General features: G+C 68.6%; 20 protein-coding genes. 7 read left to right on the top strand and 13 right to left on the bottom strand.

Annotated features, from left to right (window positions below):
* Positions 1-32: 32 nt before the first annotated feature.
* Together CAL13_RS17750 and CAL13_RS17745 are read right to left on the bottom strand one after the other, a co-directional pair.
* Positions 33-1,649 carry a formate dehydrogenase beta subunit gene (locus CAL13_RS17750; RefSeq protein WP_086073106.1) on the bottom strand — a complete coding sequence of 539 codons (1,617 nt, stop codon included), beginning with the start codon at positions 1,647-1,649 and terminating at the stop codon, positions 33-35.
* Positions 1,646-2,200 carry a formate dehydrogenase subunit gamma gene (locus CAL13_RS17745; RefSeq protein ID WP_086058551.1) on the bottom strand — a complete coding sequence of 185 codons (555 nt, stop codon included), beginning with the start codon at positions 2,198-2,200 and terminating at the stop codon, positions 1,646-1,648. Before CAL13_RS17745 ends, CAL13_RS17750 begins: the two co-directional genes overlap by 4 nt.
* A 283-nt stretch (positions 2,201-2,483) precedes the next feature.
* Here CAL13_RS17745 and CAL13_RS17740 point away from each other — a divergent pair, with 283 nt between their 5' ends.
* Genes CAL13_RS17740 through mobA form a run of 3 tightly spaced genes read left to right on the top strand, consistent with a single transcriptional unit; the run spans position 2,484 to position 5,393 of the window.
* Positions 2,484-3,566 carry a substrate-binding domain-containing protein gene (locus CAL13_RS17740; RefSeq protein WP_086073105.1) on the top strand — a complete coding sequence of 361 codons (1,083 nt, stop codon included), beginning with the start codon at positions 2,484-2,486 and terminating at the stop codon, positions 3,564-3,566.
* A gap of 37 nt (positions 3,567-3,603) precedes the next feature.
* Positions 3,604-4,719 carry a GTP 3',8-cyclase MoaA gene (moaA, locus tag CAL13_RS17735; protein ID WP_086073104.1) on the top strand — a complete coding sequence of 372 codons (1,116 nt, stop codon included), beginning with the start codon at positions 3,604-3,606 and terminating at the stop codon, positions 4,717-4,719.
* A gap of 17 nt (positions 4,720-4,736) precedes the next feature.
* Positions 4,737-5,393, top strand: coding sequence for a molybdenum cofactor guanylyltransferase MobA (mobA, locus tag CAL13_RS17730; protein ID WP_332459886.1), 657 nt, complete (start codon positions 4,737-4,739; stop codon positions 5,391-5,393).
* Here mobA and CAL13_RS17725 read toward each other — a convergent pair.
* From CAL13_RS17725 to moaC, 5 genes are all read right to left on the bottom strand, one after another.
* A complete protein-coding gene (locus CAL13_RS17725) occupies positions 5,366-6,571 on the bottom strand; it encodes a molybdopterin molybdotransferase MoeA (protein WP_086073103.1) in 1,206 nt (401 codons plus the stop codon). The genes mobA and CAL13_RS17725 overlap by 28 nt on opposite strands.
* Position 6,572: 1 nt before the next feature.
* Complete coding sequence (gene moaB, locus CAL13_RS17720) at positions 6,573-7,112, bottom strand: molybdenum cofactor biosynthesis protein B (protein WP_198297985.1); 540 nt, start codon at positions 7,110-7,112, stop codon at positions 6,573-6,575.
* 75 nt (positions 7,113-7,187) lie between these two features.
* A complete protein-coding gene (locus tag CAL13_RS17715) occupies positions 7,188-7,655 on the bottom strand; it encodes a molybdenum cofactor biosynthesis protein MoaE (RefSeq protein WP_086058547.1) in 468 nt (155 codons plus the stop codon).
* 4 nt (positions 7,656-7,659) lie between these two features.
* Complete coding sequence (locus tag CAL13_RS21560) at positions 7,660-7,911, bottom strand: MoaD/ThiS family protein (protein ID WP_232462636.1); 252 nt, start codon at positions 7,909-7,911, stop codon at positions 7,660-7,662.
* 269 nt (positions 7,912-8,180) lie between these two features.
* Positions 8,181-8,672, bottom strand: coding sequence for a cyclic pyranopterin monophosphate synthase MoaC (moaC, locus tag CAL13_RS17705; RefSeq protein WP_086058545.1), 492 nt, complete (start codon positions 8,670-8,672; stop codon positions 8,181-8,183).
* A 179-nt stretch (positions 8,673-8,851) separates the two neighbouring features.
* Between moaC and CAL13_RS17700 the strand changes: the two genes are divergently transcribed.
* The 4 genes from CAL13_RS17700 to CAL13_RS17685 all read left to right on the top strand — a co-directional run bounded on the left by CAL13_RS17700 (position 8,852) and on the right by CAL13_RS17685 (position 15,244).
* A complete protein-coding gene (locus tag CAL13_RS17700; protein WP_086073101.1) occupies positions 8,852-12,559 on the top strand; it encodes a DUF748 domain-containing protein in 3,708 nt (1,235 codons plus the stop codon).
* Positions 12,560-12,593: 34 nt separating this feature from the next.
* Positions 12,594-13,097 carry a peroxiredoxin gene (locus CAL13_RS17695; protein ID WP_086058543.1) on the top strand — a complete coding sequence of 168 codons (504 nt, stop codon included), beginning with the start codon at positions 12,594-12,596 and terminating at the stop codon, positions 13,095-13,097.
* 75 nt (positions 13,098-13,172) lie between these two features.
* A complete protein-coding gene (locus CAL13_RS17690; protein WP_086073100.1) occupies positions 13,173-14,627 on the top strand; it encodes an MFS transporter in 1,455 nt (484 codons plus the stop codon).
* 281 nt (positions 14,628-14,908) lie between these two features.
* Positions 14,909-15,244: a DUF4148 domain-containing protein gene (locus CAL13_RS17685; protein WP_086058541.1), complete on the top strand. Its 336-nt coding sequence runs from the start codon at positions 14,909-14,911 to the stop codon at positions 15,242-15,244.
* Positions 15,245-15,425: 181 nt separating this feature from the next.
* On the opposite strand, the gene CAL13_RS21285 is transcribed toward CAL13_RS17685, so the two are convergent.
* The 6 genes from CAL13_RS21285 to tssJ are packed head-to-tail and all read right to left on the bottom strand — an operon-like array spanning position 15,426 to position 24,884.
* Positions 15,426-17,177, bottom strand: a complete 1,752-nt coding sequence (locus tag CAL13_RS21285) for a hypothetical protein (protein WP_157664894.1) — start codon at positions 17,175-17,177, stop codon at positions 15,426-15,428.
* A gap of 23 nt (positions 17,178-17,200) precedes the next feature.
* Positions 17,201-17,929, bottom strand: coding sequence for a type VI secretion system-associated protein TagF (tagF, locus tag CAL13_RS17670; protein WP_086073713.1), 729 nt, complete (start codon positions 17,927-17,929; stop codon positions 17,201-17,203).
* Positions 17,930-17,979: 50 nt separating this feature from the next.
* Entirely contained in the window at positions 17,980-21,600 is a 3,621-nt protein-coding gene (gene tssM, locus CAL13_RS17665) for a type VI secretion system membrane subunit TssM (protein WP_086073712.1), read from the bottom strand.
* Positions 21,601-21,608: 8 nt separating this feature from the next.
* The gene (locus CAL13_RS17660; RefSeq protein WP_086058539.1) at positions 21,609-22,892 is read right to left on the bottom strand and encodes a DotU family type VI secretion system protein; all 1,284 of its coding nucleotides are present in this window, start codon (positions 22,890-22,892) and stop codon (positions 21,609-21,611) included.
* A 25-nt stretch (positions 22,893-22,917) separates the two neighbouring features.
* The gene (tssK, locus tag CAL13_RS17655) at positions 22,918-24,252 is read right to left on the bottom strand and encodes a type VI secretion system baseplate subunit TssK (protein WP_086073097.1); all 1,335 of its coding nucleotides are present in this window, start codon (positions 24,250-24,252) and stop codon (positions 22,918-22,920) included.
* Between the two features lie 53 nt (positions 24,253-24,305).
* Complete coding sequence (gene tssJ / locus CAL13_RS17650; protein ID WP_086058537.1) at positions 24,306-24,884, bottom strand: type VI secretion system lipoprotein TssJ; 579 nt, start codon at positions 24,882-24,884, stop codon at positions 24,306-24,308.
* Between the last annotated feature and the right edge of the window lie 39 nt (positions 24,885-24,923).

Here is a 24,923-nt window from a genome sequence, read left to right as displayed (position 1 = left end):
TCTCCAAAACTGTTTTTACCCGCGCGCCTGCCTTAGCTCAGGCGCGCCGGACGCTCGGGGTGCTGCGGCTGCGCCGTCTCGGGCGCCGCGATGCCGAAATCCCCGGGGAAATGATTCAAGGCCGAAAGAACGGGGTAGGGCGCCATGCCGCCCAGGGCGCACAGCGAACCGCCCAGCATGGTGTCGCAAAGGTCGCGCAACAGATGGACCTGGCGTTCGTGGTCGGCGCCGCGGGCGGCGATGCGGTCGATGGTCTCCACCCCGCGCGTGGAGCCGATGCGGCACGGCGTGCATTTGCCGCAGGACTCGATGGCGCAGAACTCCATGGCGTAGCGCGCCATGCGTTGCATGTCCACGGTGTCGTCGAAAGCCACCAGCCCGCCGTGGCCGATCATTGCCGATATGCCGACGTAGGCTTCGTAGTCCAGCGGCACATCCCATTGGGATTCGGGCAAGTAGGCCCCCAGCGGTCCGCCCACCTGCACCGCGCGCAGCGGGCGGCCCGAGGCGCTGCCGCCGCCGAAGTCGTAGAGCAGCTCGCGCAGCGTCAGGCCGAAGGCCTTTTCCACCAGGCCGCCGTGCTTGAGGTTGCCGGCGAGCTGGAAAGGCAGGGTGCCGTGCGAACGCCCCACGCCGAAATCGCGATACCAGGCGCCGCCGCGCGCCAGGATGACCGGCACGGAAGCCAGCGAAATTACGTTGTTGATGACCGTCGGCTTGCCGAACAGGCCGGAAATGGCGGGCAGCGGCGGCTTGGCCCGCACCACCCCGCGCTTGCCTTCCAGGCTTTCGAGCAGCGACGTTTCCTCGCCGCAGATATAGGCGCCGGCGCCCTCGCGCACCTCCAGGTCGAAGCGGCGTCCGCTGCCCAGGATGTCGGCGCCGAGCCATCCGGCCCGCTGCGCGCGCGCGATCGCTTCGCGCAGCGCGGCGATGGCGTGCGGATACTCCGCGCGGACGTAGATGTAGCCTTGCGTGGCGTTCACGGCCAGCCCGGCGATGACCATGCCTTCGATCAGCACATAGGGATCGCCTTCCATCAGCAGGCGGTCGGCAAAGGTGCCCGAATCGCCTTCGTCGGCATTGCAGACGATGTACTTCTGCTCCGCCGGCGTGGTCAGCACGGTTTTCCACTTGATGCCGGTGGGAAAGGCCGCGCCGCCGCGCCCGCGCAGGCCCGAGGTCTGCACTTCCTCGACGATGGCGGCCGGCGCCATTTCCAGCGCGCGCCGCAGGCCCTGCAGGCCGCCGTGGGCCTGATAGTCGTCCAGACTCAGCGGGTCGGTGATGCCCACCCGCGCGAAGGTCAGGCGTTCCTGCCGTTTCAGATAAGGGATGTCTTCCGTCAGACCCTGTCCCAAGGCGTGGCTGCCGCCCTGGAGCCAGCCCGCCTCGAACAGGGCGGGCACGTCGTCGGCCTGCACCGGGCCGTAGGCCATGCGGCCCGCGGGCGTGAGGACTTCGACCATGGGTTCGAGCCAGAGCAGTCCGCGCGAGCCGTTGCGCACGATGCGCACGGCTTGGCCGCGGCGCGCCGATTCCGCTTCGATGGCGCGGACGACGTCTTCCGCCCCTACGGCGAGCGCGGCGGCGTCCCGGGGGACATAGACGGTGACGGGCTGGGCCGTGGCGGGCGAGGCGGCGGTCATGACGCCTCCTTCACATAGCCAAGGATGGTATCGAAGCGCTGCGGCGTCAGGCGCGCGTAGGGCACGCCGTCCACAAGCATGGCCGGCGATTGCGCGCACAGGCCCAGGCAATAGACCGGTTCGAGCGTGAACGCGCCATCGCTGCTGGTCGCGTGGAAATCGCAGCCGAGCTTCTGGCGCGCATGGTCGGCAATGCGTTCGCCGCCCATGGCCTGACAGGATTCGGCGCGGCACACTTCCACTACATGCCGGCCCGGCGGCGTTTGCCGGAACAGCGGGTAGAACGTGATCACGCCATGCACTTCGGCGCGCGATAGGTTCAGGGCTTCCGCGATAGGCGCCACGGCCTCGGGCGGGATACAGCCCAGCTCGCGCTGCACGGCGTGCAGGATGGGCAGAAGCGCGCCCGGCATGTTTTTGTGCGCGGCGACCGCGCGCGCGGCCGCCGCGATGGCGGGATGATCGGACTGCGCCGCGATCTCGTGCGCCAGTTCTCCTCCGCGGGCGCCTGCATTCGATGCCAGGTCCGCCCTGGCTTGGCCTTCTCGCATGGTCACTCCTGTAGATAGCCGGATCGCCGCCGAAGCGCTGCGCGCTTTGCCCTCCAGGGGGCGAAGCTGGCGGGCCGGCGGGGCCGGATCCGCTGCGCCGCTTCGGTGGCGACTGCTTACCTTTGTGCGCCGAGCTCCTTAATATGTTTTTTGGAACATAATATGGATGGCCCTATTGGCGCCGTCGTCTCTTGGGCGGCACGCTAACACTGAAAGTAGAGGGGTTCAATATGAAAAGAATTGCAGGTAAGTGCAGGCTGCGCCGCAATCGGAGAAGTGAGGCATGAGCGCGGGCGGATTCCGCATTGCGTTGCGGCCGGGGTGGTGGCTGATGCACGACGAGCGCCATGACGGCGTGCCGCTGCAGGAAGTGCTGGCGCTGCTGTCCGCCATCGACGCCGTAGGGCATATCGCGGGCGCGTGCCGGGCGTGCGGGGTGTCGTACCGGCATGCATGGGGCATATTGCGCCATTTCGAAACGGTGTTCGGGACGCCGCTGCTGGTCACGCGGCGGCGGCAGGGGACCGAGCTTTCGCCCTTCGCACAGCGGCTGCTGTGGGCCAACCGCCGCATCGAGGCGCGCCTGATGCCCATGCTGGACAGCCTGGCCTCCGAGCTGCAGGAAGACCTGGAGCGGCTGCTGCCCGAAAGCGGGCCCCACCTGCGGCTGCACGCCAGCCATGGCTTTGCCGTGGAAGCGCTGATGCAGCACATGAGCGACCGCCGGCCCGGACTGGAATTGCGCTATCGGACCGGCACCGAAGCGCTTGCCTCGCTCGATGCCGGCGAGTGCGACCTGGCGGGTTTCCAGGTGCCGCAAGGCGACTTCGAGCCAGCCATGCTGCGGCACTACTCGCAATGGCTGAATCCTTCGGAACATCTGCTGATTCATCTGGCGGTGCGCAATACCGGCCTGTTCGTGACGGCCGGCAATCCCAAGAAGATCCACGGGGTGGCCGACCTGGCTCGCGCAGACGTGCGTTTCGTAAACCGCCAGATCGGCTCCAGCACCCGGCACCTGGTCGAACTGATGCTCAAGCAGCTCGGCATTCCGGTGACCCGCGTGCACGGCTACGAGAACAGCGAGTTCACGCACATGGCCGTGGCCGCCCATATCGCAAGCGGCATGGCCGATGCCGGCATCGGCGTGGAAACGGCGGCGCACCGTTTCGGCCTGGATTTCATCCTGCTGGCGCGCGAGCGCTATTTCTTCGCGATCCGCAAGACCGCGTTGGAGCAGCCCGCGATGCAGGCCTTGCTCGCCATCATGCGCGGCGCCGACTACAAGGGTTATGTGGGACAGCTGGTGGGATACGACGCCACCGAGACGGGCCGCATCCAGACCGTGAGCGAGGCGTTCGGCTGATCGCCGGGGATGGGGATGGCGCTATGATGGAGACACCATGTCGAAAGTGATCTTCCTGACCGATCAGCGCGCGCCCGGCACGGCCGACGGCATTGCCGGCGCGGCGAGCCTGCCGGCGCCCGGTCAGGCGGCCACCGACGCGCGCGGCCGTCCGCTGCGCGATTTGCGCATCTCGGTCACAGACCGCTGCAACTTCCGCTGCACGTATTGCATGCCGCGCGATACCTTCGACAGCAACCATGTGTTCCTGCCGCACGCGCAACTGCTTTCCTTCGAGGAAATTGCGCGCACCGCCGCCGTGTTCGCGCGGCTGGGAGTGCGCAAGATCCGCCTGACGGGCGGCGAGCCGCTGCTGCGCAAGAATATCGAAGCGCTGGTCGGCATGCTGGCGGCGCTGCGTACGCCGGATGGCCAACCGCTGGAATTGACCTTGACGACCAACGGCAGCCTGCTGGCGCGCAAGGCCGCCGCGCTGAAGGCCGCCGGCCTGACGCGCGTGACCGTCAGCATGGACGCGCTGGATCCCGCCCTGTTCGCGCGCATGAGCGATACCGACTTTCCCGTGGCGGAAGTCCTGCGCGGCATCGATGCGGCGGCGCAAGCCGGCCTGGCCCCGGTCAAGGTCAACATGGTCGTGCGGCGCGGCATGAACGACGACCAGATCCTGCCCATGGCGCGGCATTTCCGCGGAACGGGCCACATCCTGCGCTTCATCGAGTACATGGACGTGGGCAGCACCAACGGCTGGAACATGGCGGAAGTGCTGCCCAGCGCCGAAGTGCTGGCCCGCATCGGCGCCGAGCATCCGCTGACGCCGCTGGAAACCGAAACCATGGGGCGAGTCGCCGAACGCTGGGCCTACGCGGACGGCGCGGGCGAAATCGGCGTCATCTCCAGCGTCACGCACGCCTTCTGCGAAGGCTGTACGCGGGCGCGGCTGTCGCCGGAGGGGCGTCTGTTCCTTTGCCTGTTCGCCAGCCGCGGCTACGATCTGCGCGCCCTGATCCGCGGCGGCGCGGACGACGAAGGCCTGGCCGCGGCGATCGCCGGCATCTGGTCCGGCCGCGCCGACAACTATTCCGAGCGGCGGGTGCTCGCGACCCGCGACGCGCAGGCCGAGCCAAAAATCGAAATGAGCTACATCGGCGGCTAGGGCCGGGAGCGCAGACTGTGAAGGCAGCGGAAATCGGCGGTCTGATCCTGGCCGGGGGCCGCGGCGCCCGCATGGGGGACGTCGACAAGGGACTGGTGCCGCTGGACGGCCGTCCGCTGGTGGCGCACGTCCGGGCCCGCCTGGCCCCGCAGGTCGGCGCCATCTGGGTCAGCGCCAATCGGAATGCCGACCGCTACGCCGAATACGGGCGGGTCGTGGCCGACATGCCGGCGCATGCCGGATGGCAGGGGCCGCTGGCCGGGGTGGCGGCGGGCCTGTCCGCCGCGACGCTGCCATGGATCGCCACCGTGCCGTGCGATACGCCGTTCCTGCCGCCGGATCTGGTGTCGCGGCTGGCCCAAGGCCTGGCGCGGTCATGGGAAAACGCGCGTGGCGATACCCATTCGGATGCCGACCCCGATACCGCGCCGCGCATCGCCGTGGCAAGCGCGGGGGGACGCAGGCAGGCAGTCTGCATGTTGCTGCCGCGCGCGCTGCTGCCCGATCTTCTTGATTTCCTGGCTTCGGGCGGACGCAAGGTCGAGGCATGGCAAACGCGTGCCGGCTGCGTGGAAGTGCCTTTCGACGATGCGCCCGGCGCGTTCATGAACGTGAACACGCCGGGCGACCTGATCGCGGCTCGCGGTCAGGACAACCAGTGCTGGAAGTCGTAATAGGCGACTTTTTCGCCATCGTAGACGGCGCGGCCGGTGGGGATGCGGGCCAGCCCGGTGGCCCAGGGCAGGGAGCTCACGACGCCGGACCCCTGCTTTTCGAAGGCATGCAGTTCACCCACGCCGCCCGCGTTCACGATACGGCGCACACGCAGGAATTCCTCGCGGCTATCCTGACGCGGCGTCTCGGTGCGCAGCGCCAGGTGGCTGACCTGCGGGAAAAGATCGCGCCGGCCCTGCATGCGCCGCAGCAGCGGCGAGACCAGCACGGCGAAGACCGCGAAGGCCGATACCGGATTGCCGGGCAGGCAGACGATGGGCTTGCCCTCGACGTGCGCCATCGCAACCGGTTTGCCCGGCTTCATGCGCACGCGCCAGAGGTCCAGCGACGCGCCCAGGCTCTCCAGGACGGGCTTGACCAGGTCCTTGTCGCCCACCGATACGCCGCCGATGCTGACGACCAGGTCGCACTCCCGCGTCAGCGTCTGGAAGGCCGACTTCAGCGCGGCTTCATTGTCCGCCGCGTGCAGCACCTGTTCGGCACGTGCGCCCATGTTCTCGACCAGCGCGGCCAGCATCGCGCCATTGGAGTTGTAGATCTGGTGGCTCGCGCGCGGCGCGCCCGGCTCGACCAGTTCATCGCCGGTGGTCAGGATACCGACCCGCACGGCCGGGTGCACGGGGATGCGCGCGACGCCTTGCGAGGCGAGCAGGGCGATCTGCGCGGGGCCGATCCGTGTGCCGGCCGGCAGCAGGGGCGTGCCGGCGGCGGTGTCTTCGCCCCGGCGGCGCACGTGCTGACCCGGACGCGGCGGCTGCAGGATCTCCACGTGACCATCCGCCTCGCGGGTGTCCTCCTGCATCACTACGGTATCCGCACCCGGCGGCAGCAGGCTGCCCGTGAACAGGCGGGCGGCATGGCCCGGCTTCAGGGGGGCGGGCGCCTGTCCGGCATAGACGACCTGGCCGATCGGCAACCGCGCGCCGTCGCGGAAGTCGGCATGGCGCAGGGCATAACCATCCATCGCGCTGTTGTCGGCCGGGGGCAGATCCAGCGTTGCGGTCAGGTCCCGGGCCAGCACCAGCCCCATGGCGTCGCGCAGCGGCAGGTCCACGGCCGCGGTGGGCAGGGGTGCGCCGTTGGCCAGGCGCGTCTGGGCGTCGTCGAATTCCAGCATCTCAATGTCCACGGTCCTTCATCAGCGCTTCCTTCACCTTGCTCAGATGCGAGGCGAAGTTGCACGGCTTGTGGCGGCTGTCCAGCTGTTCGCGCAGGATGTGCTTCCAGGCGGTTTCGCAGGCGCTCGTGGAGCCGGGCAGGCAGAAGATCAGGGTGTCGTTGGCAACGCCCGCCAGCGCGCGCGACTGGATGGTGGAGCTGCCGATTTCCTGGTGCGAGATGTGCCGGAACAGTTCGCCGAAGCCCGGGATTTCCTTGTCCAGCAGGGCGGTCACGGCCTGCGGCGTGCAATCGCGATGCGAAAAACCGGTGCCGCCGGTAATCAGGATCACCTGCACTTCGGGGTCGGCGATCCAGTCGCTGAGCACGCGGCGGATCAGATAAACGTTGTCCTTGACCAAGTCGCGCCGCACGCAATCGTGCCCGTCGCGCGCCAGGTTTTCCGCCAGCCAGTTGCCGCTGGTGTCGTTGCCGGCCGTGCGCGTATCGCTGACCGTCAGAACCGCGCAAGCCAGTGATACCTTCTTGTCGTCTTTCAGCTCGCTCATCTGCTTTCCTTTAAGCCGGTCGCCCCGGCGTCCCACGAATTGCCGGCCGTGCCGGGTCTCCATGAATCAGCCGGCGGCGCCGGCGTCCCACGAATCGGTCCTGTCCTGGTCGGATTGACGTTGTTCGACCCAGAAGCTGCGTCCGCTGGCCAGCGTTTCGCGCTTCCAGAATGGCGCGCGCGTCTTCAGCGCGTCGATGATGTATTCACAGGCCCGGAAGGCATCGCCGCGGTGGGCGCTGGCCGCGCCGACAAAGACGATCTGCGCGTTGCGCGAGAGCGCGCCGACACGGTGCGCGATGACGAAATCGATGACCTGCCAGCGCGACATGGCCTGCACGCCGATGGCCTCGAGCTCGCGTTCGCACATGCCGGGATAGTGCTCGAGGAACAGCGTTTCGGTTGCTTCCTCTGGGGAGAAATCGCGAACGTAGCCGGTGAAGGTGACGATCGCGCCCGCGGCGGGACCGGCGCGCCGGCGCAATTCGGCCATCAGGGCCGCCGCGTCGAAGTCGGCTTCCTGTACGACGACCATGGCCTCAGCCTCCGGTAACGGGTTCGAAAACGGCCACTTCGTCCCCCGCGCGGATGGTGACGCCGGGCTTGGCGTGCGTCTGGTTGACCGCCAGTTTCAGCCGCGTGGCGGGCGCCAGCTGCGGGTAGCGCCGCTCCAGGCTGTCCAGCAGCGCGTGGCCCGTGATGGTGGCGCCTTGCAGCGGCCAGGGCTCGGCACGGCGGCCGGTCAGTTCGGCGACGCGCGCAAAGTACAGAATGTTGATGGCCGGATTCAGGCCGGGTTCTATGTTCGATCCGCTCACCGCGCACCCCTGGGACGTGGGCCAGAATTCAATCCGCACGCCGCTTCGGCGCCGTCGGCGCACGCGCGGCCAGGGCCTCGCGCCGGCGGTGCAAGCGCTGCGCCAGCCATGAGGGCGGCGCCGGCGGAACTGAAGCATTCTACTCCGTCGGGCAGTGCGCGATGCTGAAGCGCAGGGCCGCGAAACGGTATTGCGCGGGTTCGCCGTGCGCCCCGCGCTCGCGGATCCCGGCATCCGGCCCTTCAGGGCTGGGCGTGCCATTCCCCGCTTTTTCCGCCGGCCTTGTATTCCAGGCGCACCTGCTCGATGACGATGCCCTTGTCGGCCGCCTTGCACATGTCGTAGATGGTCAGCGCAGCGACGCTGCAGGCGGTCATGGCTTCCATTTCCACGCCGGTGCGGAAATCGGTGCGGCAGGTCGCGCGGATATCGATGCTGTGCGCGGCGTCGTCCAGGGCGAAGTCCACGCCCACGAAAGACAGCGGCAGGCTGTGGCACAGGGGGATCAATTCCGCGCAACGCTTGGCGGCCAGCATGCCGGCCACGCGCGCGGTGTTCAACACTTCGCCCTTGCCCTGCCCCGGCTGCGTCAGCAGGCCGTAGGCGGTGGCGTTCATGCGTACCCGGGCGGCGGCGATGGCGACGCGGGCGGTGACGGTCTTGCCGCCGACGTCGACCATGCGGACCTGGCCCGATTCATCGAGATGGCTCAAGGCGGGAAGCGGATTCGGCATGCTGATGCGCCCGTGCGCCGGGCCTGTTCAAGATTTGAAACGAAATCGCGGCCACCCCGTAATTCATGATGCGCCGCGACGCCAACCGCCGCCATCAGGGCCTTGCGGCGCGCCTATGATAATGGACGCCACCAGGCGCGGGGGCGATAATGCCGCCAACTTTGATAGGAGGTCCCTCGATGCCCTTGCGTTTGCCCCGTATCCGAATCACGCGGCGTCTTTTGCGGATAACGGGGTATGTAGTGGGATGCATAGTCCTGCTGATGGCGCTGGCGGCATGGCAGGTTCCCGAATTCACGCGGCGCGCCCTGACGCGCGATGTGGCGGGAATGCTGGGCCGAGAGGTCCAGGTCGGCAAGATCACCTTCAATCCGTTCACGCTTACGTTGCGGGCGCATGACTTGTCCATTGCGCAGCCGGGCGGGGCGCAGCCCTTGTTTTCCCTGGCTCAAGCCGATGTCAGCGCATCGTGGAAGTCTTTGTACCGGTTCGCGCCGGTGGTGGATTTCCTGATCCTGCGCGAGCCGCGGCTGGCCCTGGTGCGCGACGCCCGCGCGCATTTCAATTTCTCCGATGTGCAGGAAAAGCTTGCCTCCATGGCGGCGTCCGAGCCGCAGCCCGAGCCCAAGGAAGAGGACAAGGGACTGCCCCGGTTCTCGCTCAACAATATGCGGCTGGAGAACGGCGCCATCACCCTGGACGACCAGGTCACGGGCCGCAAGCAGGTCATCGACGAAATCGCCCTGGGCGTGCCGTTCATTTCGAACTTCGGCTACGCGACGGATATCGACGTGCTGCCCAAGTTCCATGCGCGCATCAATGGCAGCCCATTCGACTTGAACGGCACGGCGCGGCCGTTCGACGTGGTGCCGTCGTCCACGCTGGATGTCGTCTTTTCCGGCCTGGACCTGGAAAAGTGGGCCGACGCCTGGGGCGTGCCGCTGCCGGTCAAGCTGGCGCACGGCATGCTGGATTCCGACCTGCGCATCGCGTTCGAGCAGCCCAGGGACGCGGCGCCGAAGCTGCGCGTGACGGGCGGCGTGACGCTGCGGGATATCGACGTGCGCGAGGCCTCCGGCGAAAACCTGGCCGCGTGGCAAGCGCTGAACGTGCGCGGCATCGATGCGCTGCCGCTGGACCGCCAGGTGCAGGTCGGCGAAGTCGAATGGGTTGACCCGCGCATCCAGACGCAGCGCTATGCCGACCAGCGCATCAACTGGCTGGACGTCATCGACAAGCTGCAGCGGCTGGGCGCCGGGGCGAGCACCGACGGGCCGGCCACGGTGTCAACGGTCAAGACCGCCGCGGCGCCCAGAATCGCCACCGACGGCTCGGGTGGCGCGGCGCCTGCGGCAGCCCCCGCCGCGGCAGAGAAATCGGCCGCGCCTGCATCCGCGACGTCCGCGACGTCCGCGACGTCCGCGACGTCCGCGACGTCCCCGGCGCCTGCAACACCCACAACCCGCGCGACGTCGACGGCCCCCGCAACACCCGCGACGCCCGCAACGACCGCGACGCCTGCAACGACTGCGACGCCCGCAACGACCGCGACGCCTGCAACGACTGCGACGCCCGCAACGACTGCGGCGCCTGCAACATCTGCAACGCCCGGGGCACCCGCGGCGCCTCCCACGGCAGCCGCCGTGGCGGCCGATCCGTGGCGCGTCAATGTGGACAAGGTATCCGTGGTCAATGGGCAGGTCCGCTTGCGAGACGCGCCCACGGGCACCGATTACACGCTGGAAAAGCTCGCCGTGGCGATCACGCACGTCCAGCTGCCGCAGCCCAAGGACCAGCCCATCGCCATGCAGCTGGGCATGGAGAATCCCGACGGCGCGACGCTGCAGGCGTCCGGCGGCGTCATCCTGCAGCCGCTGGCATTGAACCTGGATGTGAAGGCAGCGCAGCTGCCGCTTGCGCCATTTGCCAATGCCGTGCGACAGGCCGCGCCGGTGACCTTGCTGGCGGGGCGGGCAGGGGCGTCGGCCAGGATCGACGTGACCGACCGCAATGGCGTTTATGCCTTCCAGGCCACGGGGGTGAAGCTCGACCTGGCCGATGTCTCGGCCAGGGACGAGTCCCTGAAGCCGTCCGTGACCGTCGCGCTGAAGACCTTGTCGGCCAGCGTCGATCGCTTCGCGCTGGGTCCCGGCGCATCGAAGTTCGATCTGCGCGGCACGGGCATCCTGGGCGAAGGCGCCCTGTCGTCGCAAGGCAGCTTCACCCTGCAGCCGCTCGGGGTGAAGGCCCGCGTCGACCTTTCCAATCTGAATGTCGCGCAGTTGGCGCCGTACGCGGCGTCGAGCCTGAACGCCACCGTGCGGTCCGTCCGCGTTGGCGCCAAGGGCGACGTGGATTTCGCCGCCGCCCAGGGCGCTTCCCCGATGAAGGTGTCGTGGAAGGGCGGGGTGGACGTGTCGGACCTGAATCTTCAGGATCGCGTCAACCGCGCCGATTTTCTGGCCTGGAAAACGCTGAGCCTGCGCAACATGGCGATCTCGCTGGCGGGCAGCAAGCCCGACATCGATCTGGGAGACGTGACGCTGGACAACTTCTACGGCAACGTGCTGCTGAATGCGCAGGGCCGGCTGAATGTGCTCGACCTGATCGCCGAGCCCGGCAAGGCGGGCGGTTCCATCACCCAGGACACCCAGAGCCGCGCGGCGCCGCCGCCTTCGCCAGCCAGGCAGGGCGCGATGCCTGATATCGCGGTGCGCAGCGTCACCTTGAAGAACGGCCGCGCCACGTTCAACGACCGATTCGTCCGTCCCAACTACACGGCGGAGCTTTCCGCCATCGAAGGGTCGGTGTCGGCCGTGTCCTCCACCAATCCGCGGCCCGCCAAGGTGAGCGTCAAGGGGCGGGTGTATCGCACCGCGCCGCTTTCCATCAGCGGTATCGTCCAGCCCTTCGCCAAATACCTGACGCTGGACATCAAGGCGTCGGCCCGCGGGGTTGATCTGCCGCGCTTCACCACCTACTCGTCCAAGTATGTCGGCTACCCCATCGAGCGCGGCAAGCTCTCGCTGGACGTCGAATATCGCATCAAGGACCGCGAGCTGCAGGCCAGCAACCGCGTGCAGCTGGATCAGCTGACCTTCGGTCCCAAGAGCAACAGCCCGCAGGCCACTACCTTGCCCGTGATGCTCGCCGTCGCATTGCTGAAAGACAGGAACGGCAATATCGACATCAACCTGCCGGTGTCGGGTTCGCTCGACGATCCCAATTTCTCGGTGGGCGGCATCATCGTGCGGGTGATCGGCAACCTCATCGTCAAGGCGGTGACGTCACCGTTCAGTCTGCTTACCTCCGCCTTCGGCGGGGGCGACGAGCTGTCCTATGTCGCGTTCGAACCGGGCCGCGCGACGCTGAGCGACGACGCGAAGGAAAAGCTGAAGAAACTGGCCACCGCGCTGAACGACCGCCCGTCCTTGAAGATGGACATCGCCGGCCGCGCCGATCCTGCCACCGACGAAGCCGGGCTGCGCCAGGCGTGGGTCGATGCACGGATCCGCGCCGCCCGCGCGCGCGCCACCGGTAAAAGCGGCCGGCTGGATCCGGACGCGCCGTTGTCGGCGGCCGACCGGGCCAAGTACCTGGAGGCCGCCTACGACAACACCAAGATGGAGAACAAGCCCCGCAATTTCATCGGCATCGCAAAGTCGCTGCCGCCCGACCAGATGGAAGCGCTGATGCGCGCGGCCGCGCCGGTCGGGGAGGAGGCCTTGCGCGAATTGGCCGACGCGCGCGCGCAGGCGGCCTACGAGCAGCTGCAGCAGGACGGCGCGCCGATGGACCGTATTTTCATGGTCGCGCCCAACCTTTCCGCCGAAGGAATCAAGGACGACGGCGCCCCGAACCGGGTAGAGTTCTCCCTGAAGCGGTAAATTGGTTCTTTCCTTCCTTAACTGGAGATCGTTCATGTCCATCAAAGTCGGCGACCGGGTTCCGGACGGCACCCTGACCGAATTCATCGAAATCGAGGCCGAGGGCTGCACCCTGGGCCCCAACAGCTTCCAGGTGGCCGACCTGGTCAAGGGCAAGAAAATCGTGGTGTTCGCCGTGCCGGGCGCCTTCACGCCGACGTGCTCCGCCAAGCACCTGCCCGGCTTCGTCGAAAACGCCGACGCCTTCAAGGCCAAGGGCGTGGACGAAATCTGGTGCGTTGCGGTGAACGACGCCTTCGTCATGGGCGCGTGGGGCCGCGAGCAGAAGAGCGCCGGCAAGGTCCGCATGCTGGCCGACGGCTCGGCCACCTGGACCAAGGCGCTGGGCCTGGAGCTGGACCTGAACGCGCGCGGCATGGGCGTGCGTTCGCAGCGCTACGCCATGGTGCTGGAAGACGGCGTCGTCAAGAAACTCAATATCGAGGCCCCGGGCAAATTCGAGGTCAGCGACGCCCAAACCATGCTGGCGCAATGCTGACGCCGCGTTCCCCGCTTTATTGAGTATCGCCATCGGAGAGCCGCCTCGCGCGGCTCTCGCCTTTCTCCTGGCACCATGTACGCCACCATCTCGTCGTTTTCCTCGCTGTATGCCGCCGCGCTGCTGATGTTGTGCGGTACCGGCCTATTCAATACCTTCATGGGGCTGCGGCTCACCGCCCAGTCCGTCAGCGCCTTCTGGGTGGGCCTGCTGATCGCCGGCTATTACCTGGGTCTGGTCTGCGGCGCGCGGCTGGGGCACCGGCTGCTGATCCGCGTGGGCCACATCCGCGCCTTCGTTGCCTGCGCCGCCATCGCCGCCGTGATGGTGCTGGCCCAGGCGTCGCTGGAACTGCTGCCCTTGTGGCTGGCGTTCCGCATCATTGCCGGCGTGGCGATGGTGACGCAGTTCATGGTGATCGAAAGCTGGCTGAACGAGCAGACGGAGAACCGGCTGCGCGGGCGGGTCTTTTCCGTGTACATGCTGGTGTCCGGCCTGGGGACGGTGCTGGGGCAGCTGTGCCTGACGCTGTTTCCGACGCTGGATCTGCGGCCCCTGACGCTGGTGGCGGTGTTCCAGATTCTGTGCCTGGTTCCCATCGCGCTCACGGCCCGATCGCACCCCGCCACGCCGGTGCCCGCGCCGCTGGACCTGAAGTTCTTCGCCCGCCGCGTGCCGCTCTCGCTCACCGTGCTGTTCGTGGCCGGCATGTTGTCGGGCGGATTCTATGGGCTCGCGCCGGTGTATGCCGCGCGGCACGGGTTTTCCAATGCCGAGGTCGCCGTTTTCGTTGCCGCGACCGTCACGGCGGGCCTGCTGTCGCAGTTCCCCATGGGCTGGCTGTCCGATCGCGTGAACCGGGCCGGGCTGATCCGTTTCAATGCGGCCCTGCTGACGGTGCTGCCCGTCCTGATGTGGGGCTGGATCGCCTTGCCCTTCGCGCTGATGCTGCTGCTGTCCTGCGTGTTCGGCGTGCTGCAGTTCACGCTGTATCCGCTGGGCGCGGCGTTCGCCAACGACCACATGGAACCCGAGCGCCGGGTCGGGCTCAGCGCGATCCTGTTGATGGCCTACGGCATCGGCGCCTGCATCGGCCCCTTGATCGCCGGCGGCATGATGTCGCTGGCCGGGCCGAACATGTACTACGTATTCATCTCGGGCTGCGCGCTGGTGCTGGTCCTGACGGTGCGCCCGATGCGCGTGACGCACGAACACCAGGTGGAAGAGGCGCCAGTGCATTTCGTCGCCATGCCGGACACGCTGCAAAGCTCGCCCGCCGCTGTCGCGACGCTCGACCCGCGGGTGGATCCGGACGTCGACCAGACCCTGCGCATGGTGGAGCCGCAGCCCGACGTGGTGGAGCCTCCGCGTCCCGCCGGGCCGGAGCCGGCGGCCGGGGCCGACCCCGCCCCCGCGAACGAAGGCGATGCCGCGCCCGGATTCGCGGTGCAGGCCGAGGCCGGCGAGGACGCCGCGATGGGGCAGGAGGGCGCCTGGACGGGCGAGGCGCGCCGGGCGGGCGGCGCCTGACACGGCGGTACCGCCGCTGGCTTGCCGCAGGCGTCCCCGCCCGGGGCGCCGGGCCCGCCGGGCACCCAGCCGCATTCTATCTATCGGCCCGATAGACGCGACCTATGCCGGGCCGATTATTCATTTCAATGGAAATATCATTTCGTATTCCTAGGGTTTATCCCTAGGGCTTGGCGGCGCAGAATGCAGTCCATCGGGAACAGCAACGGACATCGCGAAACCCCTCTCCCTCCCCTTCGCGGTGTCCGTCCCGACCATCAACAGGACTAAGGAGTACTGCCATGCAAGCCAAGACCATCATTTCCGCCGTCGTCCTTTCCTTTGCCGCCATCGGCGCCGCCCAGGCCGCCAACAGCGAGCCGAACAATGTTCCGTTCCAGGGCGTGTACGGCCAGGCCGATAGCGGCGTCAGCCGCGACCAGGTGATCGCCGAGCTGCAACAGGCGCGCGCCGCCGGTCTCGCCGGCAACAACGGCGACATCGACAACGTGCCGTTCACCGCCCAGGCGGACAGCGGCGTCACCCGCGCGCAAGTCGTGGCGGACATCGACCGCGGCAATACCTCGACCAGCATCGCGTTCGGCGATCTGAACAACCAGCCTTTCCAAGGTGTGTAAGCACCGGCGGGCGATCGCGTTCGCTCGCGCCAGCGGCAGACGCCGCCGCGCTTTGTCGGAAGGATGATGAGCCCCGCATTGCGGGGCTTTTTTTGTTTGCGCCCGGTCAATCATCGTCAACGAGGCGCGGGCGATATCCGGATGCCGCTGCGGCGCATGCCTATCGCGCCCGCCGATCGCGCTATTGGAACGTGTGCGATATCGACGCGGGCTGTCCGGGCTTGACGGTCAGGGTCATGTGGAAGTCCGGGTTGGCGTTGTTGCGCAGCGTGATGCGATGCTCGCCGGGGGGGAGCGATAGGCTGTTCAAGGGCGGGCTGACGCCGCGCGAGCGGCCATCGACCAGGATCTCGCCCCACGGCCGGATGGAGACGGATACGGCTACCGGGGTTTTGGACGGGGGCCGGGCGGCCGGCGCGCCGGCCGTTTGAGAAAGCTTCGCGGGCGAAGTGGCGGTCGGGGCCGGGGCCGGGCTGGGGATTCCCGACTCGGCCGGGGCGCCGGCGGAAGCGGTTTGCATGGGCGGCGCGGGATTGGCGAGATGGGGGGGATTGGCGGGATTCGTGGGGTTCAGGTCTGCGGCCGCGGGCCCTTGGGAAGCCGGCGTCGCGGCCATTGGACCGGGCGAGGCCGACGGAGGCGCATTGGCGGCGATGGAGGCGCCTTCCACGGTTCCCGGCGCCGAGACCGGCGGCGCCTGCGTCGCAGAGGTCACCCGCTCGGCGGGGCCGGCGGCGCCGGGCGAGTCGGTCGCATCTGCGCCGATCCGGCCCTCGGCCATCGCCGCCGGCGCTTGCATGGCGTCCGGTGCTGGCGCGCGCGGCCCCGCATCCGCGCGGGTTTCCGTGGCCGCCACGATAGGCGCCGGCGTATCGGGCGTGTGGCGCAGCCAGACGTAGAAGGCGAGCGCGGCCGCGGCGGCGACCGCCAGCGCCGCCAGAAGCGCTGGCCGCTTGCCGCCTTCGGGGCCGCCTGTCCCTGTCCCGAAACGCTGCGCGCGCGCCACGCCGACATCGCCATCGCCGTTGCCTGGCGCGCCGGCGGGGTCGGCAAGCGCCATCGCGACGGGGATGGCGCGGGCGGCGGGGGAAACCGGGCGGTCCGGCGCAACTGCGACCGTTGCGGATTGCGCCATCGCGGCGGGCGATGCCGTTGGCGCATGGGCGGCGGAGGGCGCTGCCGCCGCGGGCACCGCCGCCGCCGTTGGCGCCACCGCCGCCGCGGGCGCCGCCGCCGCTGGCACCACCGCCGCCGCCGGCACGGCCGCCGCGCCCCGCGGGACGAGCTGCAAAGCCTCTGCAAGCGCCTCGACGGTGCGCGGCCGCGCATGGGGATCCAGCGCCAGCCCCTGATCGATGACGGCGCAGAACGCCTGTTCCTGCGGCCCGTGCCGTTGCGCCAGCGGCACGTAGTCGTCGATCACGCAGCGCGCCAGCGCGGCAGGCGGGGGCGACCCGGTCATCAGCGCGCAGGCGGTGGCGCACAGCGCATAGACATCCGTCCATGGGCCGCAAGGCGTATCGGGGTCGTCCGTGTACTGTTCAAACGCCGCGTAGCCCGCACGGCGCGGCGCGTCGTCCGCATTGAGCGGGCGCTGCAGGGGCCGGGTGAGCAGGCGCGCCTGGCCTGTTTCGTCCAGGGCGATCGTCGCCGGCGCGATATCGCCGTGGGCCCGTCCGGTGCGATGCAGCTCGGCCAGGCCGGCGGTCAGGTCGGCAAGGATGCCGCGGACCCGGTCCGGGGTCATGCCCCCCGTTGCCGCATGGCGTTCCAGGGTATGGCGCGTTGCGTCGGGCGCCGGCGACGGCTGGGCCCTTTCCTGCGCGCCATGCACGAGCGGGGCATCGCCCGGCGGCGGCTCGGATCCCGCCGCGAGCGGATGGGGGGCGGACGAGGACGAGGACGAGGACGAGGGGTCGCGGAACAAGGCCATCTTCGGACTCCGGATCTTGCGCGTCAGGGCCGCCACGTGGGCAGCGAGGAAAACAGGCGGGTGAACAGCGTGGCGTTCAGCGCGCCGCCATGCACATAGGTCTGCAGCGCGGCGCCGTCGGCCTGGTTGGTCCACCAGTAGCTGGTGTGCGAGCTGGGGTTGAAGCAGAAGGAAAGATCGGGCCAGGCAGAAAGCGCCGACACCGGCGTCAGGGGCGCGGGGGCCTGCTCCAGGCCGGCGTTCAGGATCTCCATGATGTCGCTGCCCGCCGAAGCGCGCGCGCGCGCGGGCGGCGTGCTGGGCAGGGTCACGACCATCAGGGAGCGGTCGAATACGTCCGCCGTGCAGCCGTGGCGCACGGCGGCCAGCACGTTGGCGCCGATTTCGCGGTAGTAGGGGTCGGCGCCGTCCAGCAGGGCGCGGTGATATTCGTCCTCGCGCAGCGGCAGGGCGACGCAAAGCGGATAGCCGCGTCCCACGCGGTCGCGGCTGGGAGCAATGCAGCCGAACTGCGCCACGCCGGCCCCCAGCCCGGCCGGGATGGCGAAGTTCCAGATCGGCGCGGCGGCGAAGCCCCGCGCCGCATGGACGCCGGCCGTCTGCCTGATCGCCGCGACGCCGTGCTGCAGCCAGCGGTCCCACCAGCCGATGAGCTCGCGCGACAGCCGCCGATGCACGAAATCGCCCGCGGCGGGGATCTTGCCGTACCAGCCCAGCCGCCCTCTCAGCTCCGCGCCGCTCACCGTTGTCATCCCCTTGGTTCCTGTCCGATGTTCCGTGCCGCCATGGCCCGCGCCACGCATCAGGTCCGCCCCGGGCATGCGTAGCCTTGCATCTCGGGAAGATGAAACGGGCTTTTCACGCTGCTGGCGGTGATCTCCAGCACGACCTTGCGGCCGCCGAAGTCGAAGGTGGCGATCGTCGTTTCCGGCGACTTGCCCCGGCTGAGCTGCGCCTTGTCCAGCATCCGGTTCAGCGCCCACGGCCCCGATGTCGTCATCCCGGCCGTTCCCGTCTGCGGCGTCAATTCGATGGCAACCTGGTTGGAACCGCGCGGCCCGGGCCATTGCACCGTCGTCGCCATTTGCGGACCGTGCGCGTAGCGCACCGTCTGGCCGTCCACGTCCATCAGGAATTGCGTGATGCCGGCATCCATCTCCAGCGGCCGGATGGAGACCCGGAACGAGGGCATGGGGTTGCCCGCGGTGAAATAGACGTCGCGAATGACGCCGGCCTTCTGGAAGGCGTCCAGATAGGACGGCGTGGGTCCGGCCTTGCCGTCGATGCCGGGCTTGAAGCGCCAGCGTGGCCCCGACACGTCGATCTGGCTGACCAGGTTCTTCTGGAAAAAATCGTCCATCATGCCGTTGGGCGCGAACAGGCGCGCCATGTCGTTGGGCGCCACGTCGCGCGCCGATTGCGGCGCGAAGGGATAGCGGCCGGCGATCGACTGGCGGCAGAACAACCCGATGGTCGCCGATACGGTTTCGCCCATGCGTTCGCGCGCCACGCCGGATACCTGGCCCGAGGCGTTGACCGAAAGCGTGTTGAGCAGATCCCGCACCGGTTCAGGCATGCGTCCGGCTTCCGCCTGCAGCTTGGTGACCACGTCCGAAGCCGGGGCGGGGCTGGCGCTGCGCAAGGCGGCGTCGGCCGCGGTCAGATAGGTGTACAGCTCATTGATTAGCCCCGTGGTGGCGGCGATGGGCGCGGGCGCGCCGGCGCCGCCGCCTTGCGTCAGCCGCCGATAGGGTTCGAAGTGCTGGTCGACGATGCGTTCCAGCTTTTCGTCGCTGGCGTCGGCCCGCGTCGCAGCTCCCGGGCCGGCCGGTCCGAACATCTGCTCGAGCGCGTCGCGGGTGCTGCTGACGCGTTCACGCGCCTGATCCATCAGCGAGCGCGCATCCGTGCCGCTGTCGCGCAGCAAGGTCGTTTCGCGGGCCACGCCGCGCACCAGCTGCGCCAGCGGCGAGTCGGGCGCGGACAGCGTGCGCGCCATCTGTATGTTCTGCAGCAGGGACGACGTGGGCGCCAGCCGCAGATCGTTCAGATAGGCGTCCCACTGCGCAACGAAGTCGTTCAGGTACAGGCGCTTGATGTCCACGACCAGCTGGCGGCGCGCGGCGTCGTCCAGCATGCCGGGCGGCGGGATATCCAGCACCCACGCGTCGTCGCTGCGCAGCACTTCGGCCACCCGGTCGGCCCGCTTGTTGAACACGTCCCAATAGCCGTGATAGCTGTACAAGCCAGGGATGCCCTGGGTCAGCGGCTTGCCGCTTTTGCGCACGAACAGGGACGTGGCCTGAGGGCCGGCCAGCGTGACGACCGTGTGGTCCGGGATTTCTTCGCCGTTGGCCAGCATGCGGCGCAGGCGGCTGTAGGCGCGCTGCGCCAGCGTGTAGCGCGCCAGGCGTTCGCGCGCGTTGCGGACCAGATCGTCGTCGCGGGCGAAGGGCGAGGCCAGCACGCGATCGCCGGCCAGGTTGCGCAGGTGCAGCGACATCTGCTCGTATTGCCTGCGGGTATAGCCCTCCGGCAGGGTCTTGCGCATGTCGGACAGCAGCCAGGCGTGCATGAAGTCGGCGTCGTAGCGATCGGCGTCGTACAGCATCAGATAGGCGCGCAGCGCTTCGTAGGAAAACTCCAGATCGTTCGCCGGCGCATTGCGCAACGCGGCCTCGACGCGGCGGGCGGCCTGGGGCAGCAGGGTCTGCTCGAGCGTGGCGCGATAGATGCCCTGCGCGGCCGCTTCCATCTTGCGGCCCTGGTACAGGCCGAAGGTGTAGCCCAGGGGCGGATTGTCCAGCTCGAAGCTGGCGTCGCGCGGCAGGTACCAGAGGCTGTCCAGAAACGGCATCAGGCCCAGCACGTCGCCCGCCTGCGTGATTTTGATGTCGCGTCCCAGTTTTTCGACGGTGGGCACGCGGCGCGCGACTTCCTCGATGTAGGCGCTGTTGTTGCGGTAGCTGACGATCCAGCCGGCCAGCAGGGCAACGAACAGTACGGTGATGATGCCGTAGCCGGCCCAATGCAGCTGCCGGTAGCGCCGTTCCCATCGCAGGTTGCGCCCTGCCAGGCCGGCTTCCGGAAAGATCACCTGTTGCAGCAGGTTCTTCAGGAAATAACTGCGGCCCTCCGCTGGCGCCGGGGCGGCGTCCGCGGCCGGCGTGCCGGTGTCGATGCGCAGATAGCGCTTCAAATGCCCGGTGACCTGGTCGAACGTCTCGCCGCCCTGCGTGCCGCTGGTGAAATAGACGCCGCGGGGCAACAGCCGCGCTTCGAACTTGGAGGAGGCGAAGACGTCGCTCAGGAAGTGGCCCAGCACCGACTGCAGGCCGGCGAACTGCTGCGGCAGCATGTAGGCCAGGGCTCGGCGGGCCGCGTCCGGCTCGGCCGCCAGCACTTCCGGCAAGGCGTCGTCCAGCCGCCGCTGCAGCAGGCGGTATTCCGCATGGAAGGCCTGATACAGGTCGAAGTCCGGCTGCTGTGTGCGCGCATAGGGCAATGTGAAGCCCCAGACCTGCGCCAGGTCTTCGCGGCTGAAGCTGGAGAAGTACTCCTCGAAGCCCGCCAGCAGGTCCGTCTTGGTGACCAGCACGTAGACGGGGAACTGGATGCCGAGCTGCTCGCGCAGCTCCTGCAGGCGGCGGCGCAATACGGCGGCGTGCTGCACGCGTTCGGCGTCCGATGCGCCCAACAGGTCCTCGACGCTGACGGTCAGCATGGCGCCGTTTATCGGCTGGCGGCCGCGGTACTTCGACAGCAGCCCCAGGAAGCCCTTCCATTCTTCCTCGTCGCCGGTGGGATCGCTTTCGTGGGTGGTGTAGCGGCCGGCGGTGTCCAGCAGCACCGCGTCGTCGGTGAACCACCAATCGCAATTCCGGGTCCCGCCCACCCCGCGCAGCGCGACCTTGCCGAAGCGGTCGGCCAGGGGAAAGTTCAGGCCCGAATTCACCAGCGCGGTGGTCTTGCCCGCGCCCGGCGCGCCGATGATGACGTACCAAGGCAACTGGTACAGATACTGCTTGCCGTAGCGGTGCAGGCCGAAGCGGCCGCCTTCGCGAAAGCGCGTCTTGCGCAGCAGCGACACGGCTTCGTCGAAGCGCGCTTCCAATTGGCGCAGCGTGCCGTTGTCCTCCGGCGCGGCGGGCGCGGCCGCCGGCTCCCGCGCGGGGCGCCGGAGCTGCCCGAGCAGCTGCGCGTTCAAGCGGCCTTCCCGCCATTTGCGCCACAGCAGCCGCAGCAGCCAGATGCCGAACAGCGCGGCAATGACGACGATGCGCACGGTCTCGCTGTGCAGCGGCCGCGTGGCGCCGATGGCCACCAGCGGGCCGGCGATCCAGACGAGGACGGCCAGTGCCGCCACACCCAGGAAATTCCACAGGCCGCGGCTGAAGAAAAAGCCGAACAGGCGATAGAAGATCGAACCGATCATGGTTGCACACCCTCGAGCGTGGTTTCGCGCGGCACGGGCGGAATCATCAGCGTGATCTCCACGCGCCGGTTCAGCGCGCGGCCGGCCGGCGTGTCGTTCGGCGCCATGGGGTCGGCATCCCCGCGGCCTTCCGCGCGTACCCGTCCGGGGCGGTCCAGCCGCTGCTCCAGCAGTGTCTTCACGGAATCCGCGCGCGCCTGGGACAGGTGCCAGTTGGAGGGATAGCGGGCGCTGCGCATGGGGATGTTGTCGGTATAGCCGCGCACCAGAATCACGCCCTGCGTTTCGCGCAAGGCGTCGGCCACGCGGGTCAGGACGGTCATGTACGAGCCGCGGACATCGGCCGAGCCCGATTCGAAGGCGCCGTCGCCGCGCAGGACGACCACGCTGCGGTCGACTTCGTCGCGCACCGTCACCAGCCCGTCGCGGATCTCGGGCGCCAGGAACAGGGCCAGCCGCGGCGACGGCGCGGGGCGATGCGCGGCCGGCGCGGCGACCTGCACAGTGGGCGGCTTGATGGCGCTGACCGCGGCAAAGGCGGCATCGGACTGCCCGCCCAGGCGCCAGCTCAATAAGGAAAAAATGGCCAGGGCCAGCACGGCCGCCAGCGCGCCGTAGGCCCACAACGGCACGGGCAGCCGGCGCAGCGGCGTTTGCGCGGGCGCATCGCGCCAATGCGGCGACAGCTCGCGGGCGTACTCGCCGCGCGCCGAACGCAGAATCCGCAGCAGGCGCTGGCGCAGCGTCTCGAGTTGCGAGCGGCCGTTGTCGATGACCCGATAGCGGCCCTCGAAACCCAGCAGCAGGCAGTAGTAAAGCAGTTCCAGCAAATCCAGATGCTGGCTGGGGTTCTGCGACAGCCGGTTCAGCAACTGGAAGAATTTCTCGCCCCCCCAGGTCTCGTTGTGGAAGGTCACCAGCAGGCTGTGCGCGGACCAGACGCCATTGCCGCCCCAAGGGGTGAGGGCGGCCGCTTCGTCCAGGGCGGTGCACAGGCAATAACGCGCGCCCAGTATCGTTTCGTTCGGAATGCCGGCCTGCTGGGCGCGCAGCTCGAACTGCCGGATTTCGTCCAGCAGATGTTCGCGCAGCATGGCGGGCGCCGGGTGGCTGGCGGTGGCGCGGATTTGCGGGATCAGGTCCAGAAGCGGATTGGCGGCCGCCACCAGCGGATTCGATCCGCTGATGACGTATTCCTGCGGCCGCAGGCGGCCGCCCGCCGCGGCGCCATCGCCGGGGTCGCCAGGCGCCGCGGGCAGGACGCCTTCGGATGCATGCATGCGTTTCTCCTTGTCGCGCGGCGCGTCAGTCGCGCAGCGCCCAGAATTCCAGCGCCAGTCCGGGGAACTCGCCGGCCAGATGCAGCGCCAGCGCGCCCGTGCGCTCCAGCTGCTTCCAGAAGTCGCCGTTCTTGTCCAGCTCGAAATACACGTGGCCCGCGCTGTAGGGAATCTGGCGGGGCGCCACCGGCAGCGCGCGCACCGTCACGCCGGGCAGCTGCAAATGCACGAGATCGCGGATCTTTTCGACGGGGCCGATCTTGACCTGCGCGGGGAAGCGGCTGCGGATCGTGTCCGAGGGCATGTCGGCGCGCACGGCCAGCACGAAGCCGGCGCTGCGCAACAGCTCCAGGTCGGGCACCTGCGCCACGCGCACCCCCTGCCCGCGGTCCTGCAGCGGAATCTGCAGCGCCCGCTGTTCGAGCACCGCCGACAGCGAGCGGCGCAGTTCCTCCATGAGCGGAAGAAACGTCGATTGCAGGTCGTCGTGCGCGTAATCGGGAAAGACATCCGGCCGGCGCGACGGCGACGTGTACGTCGCCAGATCGCAGGCCAGCATCATCCAGTCGTGAAAAAGCCGCTCGGGATGTTGGGCGGGGGTCTGGCGCGCGTGCCATAGCGCGCCAAGGTAACGGTTGACCGTTTCCAGCAGCATGAAGTCCGAGACCTCGGCCACGCCGCCGCGGCCGGGCTGCGACAGGCGCTGGGCCAACGCTTCGCTGCGCGCGTCGAGCAGGCCGTACAGCTCCTGAATGAAACCCAGGAGCACCGGATGCGCGCCCGCGGCCAGCCAGGGCGGGATATGACGTTCGTCCAGCACCACGCGGTTGTCGGCGCGGCGTTCGACGACGCGCGCCACGCCCAGGCCCAGCCATTCGTCGCCCAGCTCGCTTTCCAGCATCAGGCGCAGCCGCGGCTTGCCCACCTGCAGCAGCGCGGGCTCCAGGCCCATTTCGCCGCTGTCCTCGACTTCCGTTTCGTGCACCGCGTAGCGGGCAAGCGATGCCCGGTCGTCTTCGTACGTGATGTCACCCGCGCCTGCCCGCGCGCGCGGCAGGGCCAGCATGACCCGCATACCCGCCGTGCCGGGCGGCACGTCGAGCGCGGGCGGGGCATCGGCCGCCTGCCAGAACTCGAAGGGCGTGCCGTCGGGCAGCACGCCGCGCGCCTCGGTCAGCGCGAGCTTGCCGAGCGCCAGCGCATCGCGGTCCAGGGCCAGATGCTGGAACCCCCAGAAGAACGTCTGCCCGGCGTTGGCGCGTTGGCGCGCGGCATGTTCCAGGTAGCGTTCGAATTGCTGAAAGTGCTGGGGACGCAGGAACATCCCCTCCGACCAGATGACTTTGTTGTGCAGTGCCATGTGTGTGCTTCGCTATCGCATTGCGCGGCTGCCGGCGTCCGGACGGTGCGGCTTCAGAACGGCCACCACGAGCGGCCGCGGTCCGTCTCGCTCAGACCCTGCGCGCCGACGGCGATCTGGATCTTTTCTTCGTTGGGGGAAAACTGCCAGACTTTGTAGATGTTGGTGTTCTGGGCCTCCGGCAGCGGTATGACCAGCCGCCATCGGCTGTTTTCGAGATTGCGATAGCCCGCGACGATGCCCAGGACCCTGGCTTGGGCATTGCCCTGCCGCTGCACGATGTGGGTCTGGCCGGGCTTCAGGATGACCTGGTCGCTGCCCAGAAGATCCTGGCCAAGCGCGGCCTGCGCGTCGGCCTGCAGCGAGAAGTAATCGCGCGACTCGAAAGCGCCCGGCGATTTCAGCTCGTACAGCGTCACCTGGATGGGCGATGGCCGGCCGTTGGCATCGGGATTGACCTTCGTATCGGCGGTCATGGCGATGGCGTAGGGAACCGGCACCTGCCGCGCCGTGGAAGAGCAGGCCGCCAGCGTCATGGCGACGGCCGCCGCCCCCATCAAAGCGGCGGCGCGCGCGACGATGTCTTTGCGCGGGCAGGGGCGCCGGGCGGCGTGAAGCGTTTGCGAAGTCATGCGATAACGTCCTGGACCATGAAGCGGTGATACATGAAG

Source organism: Bordetella genomosp. 9, from assembly GCF_002119725.1.
Lineage (GTDB): Bacteria > Pseudomonadota > Gammaproteobacteria > Burkholderiales > Burkholderiaceae_B > Bordetella_C.
This window is presented reverse-complemented; position numbering and strand designations above follow the sequence as displayed.

Excerpts from the sequence above, each read along its gene's own strand:
- CAL13_RS17715 (WP_086058547.1), bottom strand. The coding sequence starts at position 7,655 with ATGGTCGTCGTACAGGAAGCCGACTTCGACGCGGCGGCCCTGATGGCC.
- CAL13_RS17690 (WP_086073100.1), top strand. The coding sequence starts at position 13,173 with ATGTACGCCACCATCTCGTCGTTTTCCTCGCTGTATGCCGCCGCGCTG.
- tssK (WP_086073097.1), bottom strand. The coding sequence starts at position 24,252 with ATGGCACTGCACAACAAAGTCATCTGGTCGGAGGGGATGTTCCTGCGT.
- CAL13_RS17660 (WP_086058539.1), bottom strand. The coding sequence starts at position 22,892 with ATGCATGCATCCGAAGGCGTCCTGCCCGCGGCGCCTGGCGACCCCGGC.
- CAL13_RS17695 (WP_086058543.1), top strand. The coding sequence starts at position 12,594 with ATGTCCATCAAAGTCGGCGACCGGGTTCCGGACGGCACCCTGACCGAA.
- moaC (WP_086058545.1), bottom strand. The coding sequence starts at position 8,672 with ATGCCGAATCCGCTTCCCGCCTTGAGCCATCTCGATGAATCGGGCCAG.
- CAL13_RS17745 (WP_086058551.1), bottom strand. The coding sequence starts at position 2,200 with ATGCGAGAAGGCCAAGCCAGGGCGGACCTGGCATCGAATGCAGGCGCC.
- moaA (WP_086073104.1), top strand. The coding sequence starts at position 3,604 with ATGTCGAAAGTGATCTTCCTGACCGATCAGCGCGCGCCCGGCACGGCC.
- CAL13_RS17750 (WP_086073106.1), bottom strand. The coding sequence starts at position 1,649 with ATGACCGCCGCCTCGCCCGCCACGGCCCAGCCCGTCACCGTCTATGTC.
- CAL13_RS17700 (WP_086073101.1), top strand. The coding sequence starts at position 8,852 with ATGCCCTTGCGTTTGCCCCGTATCCGAATCACGCGGCGTCTTTTGCGG.
- CAL13_RS17725 (WP_086073103.1), bottom strand. The coding sequence starts at position 6,571 with ATGCTGGAATTCGACGACGCCCAGACGCGCCTGGCCAACGGCGCACCC.
- CAL13_RS21285 (WP_157664894.1), bottom strand. The coding sequence starts at position 17,177 with ATGGCCTTGTTCCGCGACCCCTCGTCCTCGTCCTCGTCCTCGTCCGCC.
- tagF (WP_086073713.1), bottom strand. The coding sequence starts at position 17,929 with ATGACAACGGTGAGCGGCGCGGAGCTGAGAGGGCGGCTGGGCTGGTAC.
- tssJ (WP_086058537.1), bottom strand. The coding sequence starts at position 24,884 with ATGACTTCGCAAACGCTTCACGCCGCCCGGCGCCCCTGCCCGCGCAAA.
- CAL13_RS17740 (WP_086073105.1), top strand. The coding sequence starts at position 2,484 with ATGAGCGCGGGCGGATTCCGCATTGCGTTGCGGCCGGGGTGGTGGCTG.
- CAL13_RS17685 (WP_086058541.1), top strand. The coding sequence starts at position 14,909 with ATGCAAGCCAAGACCATCATTTCCGCCGTCGTCCTTTCCTTTGCCGCC.